The sequence below is a fragment of the Mycobacterium sp. SMC-19 genome (assembly GCF_045310815.1).
Classification (GTDB): Bacteria; Actinomycetota; Actinomycetes; order Mycobacteriales; family Mycobacteriaceae; genus Mycobacterium.
In genome coordinates this window covers 1-1,318 of sequence record NZ_JBJIAM010000030.1, presented here as the reverse complement: position 1 = coordinate 1,318, position 1,318 = coordinate 1, and the positions used below count along the sequence as shown (strand labels likewise).

Below are 1,318 nucleotides of genomic sequence, written 5' to 3'. Positions count from 1 at the left end.
TGTGCAAACACTCAGTGTCAGTCTCGACGGTGCCGCGTTGCGGTGGTTGGGTTCTTCTCACCTGGTGCCTGGCTCTTGCAAACACTGCCACCTTCGGGTTGGCCATCGTGCATTGTGCCGGCATCAGGCGGGGAAGGACCGACCGGTGTGACTTGATAGGAGCGTGGCACCGCCCCGACTGAGATGTGTCCACCGGCCGGCCCGACCTTCCTTGCCTCCCGTCGAGATGAAAGAAGGCACTGTCCATGGTGGTCATCGGAACCGATGTACACAAGCGCAGCCACACGTTCGTGGCGGTCAACGAGATCGGGCGCAAGCTCGGCGAGAAAACCGTCGCAGCCACCACGACCGGTCATCGCAAGGCGTTGCGGTGGGCCCGCGTCGAGTTCGGGCACGATCTCACGTGGGGAGTCGAGGACTGCCGCAACTACTCGGCCCGTCTGGAACGCGACCTGCTCACCGCAGGCCAGCAGGTGGTGCGGGTAGCACCGAAGTTGATGGCCCAGGCCCGGGCCTCAGCACGCACTCGCGGCAAGTCCGATCCGATCGACGCACTGGCCGTCGCGCACGCAGTGCTGCGCCATCCGGATCTACCGATGGCCGCCCACGACGAGGTCTCGCGGGAACTGAAATTGTTGACCGATCGCCGTGAAGACCTTGTCGCGCAACGCACTGCGACAATCAACCGGCTGCGCGAACGCGTTCATGACCTCGATCCGGCCGCCGAGCCCCCGCGGGGATCGTTGCACCGCGCACGCCCGTGCGCACAGCTGGCCCAGTGGCTGTGCACTCAGCCCGGGCTGCTGGCCGAGATCGCCCGCGACGAACTGGCCGACGTCACCCGACTCACTGAAGCGATCGACGCACTCACCGTCCGGATCAGCGACCGCGTCACCCAGGCAGCCCCAGCACTGCTGGCGTTGCCCGGCTGCGGGGACCTGACCGCGGCCAAACTCGTCGCCGAAACCGCAGGGATCACCCGATTCACCTCCGAAGCCAGCTTCGCCCGCCACAGTGGCACCGCACCGATCCCAGTGTGGTCGGGCAACACCGCGGGCCGAGTCCGACTGACCCGCTCGGGCAACCGCCAACTCAACGCTGCACTGCACCGCATCGCAATCACCCAGATCCGCCTCGCCGACAGCCCCGGCCAGATCTACTACCGCAAGCGACTAACCCAAGGAGACTCCAGCAGGGAGGCCCTTCGCTGCCTCAAACGCCGACTCGCCCGCGTGGTCTATAAACGCCTGCTCACCGACAATCACACCCCACCACAAACCCACGACCTAGCCGCCGCTTGACATAGGAGCAATGCACG

At 65.8% G+C, this 1,318-nt stretch carries 1 protein-coding gene; it reads left to right on the top strand.

Annotated elements, in window-relative coordinates; translation table 11 throughout:
- Positions 1 to 245 precede the first annotated feature (245 nt).
- On the top strand, positions 246 to 1,301 hold the full coding sequence (locus ACJH5R_RS22905) for an IS110 family transposase (protein ID WP_406760148.1): 1,056 nt from the start codon (positions 246 to 248) through the stop codon (positions 1,299 to 1,301).
- The last annotated feature ends 17 nt before the right edge of the window (positions 1,302 to 1,318 follow it).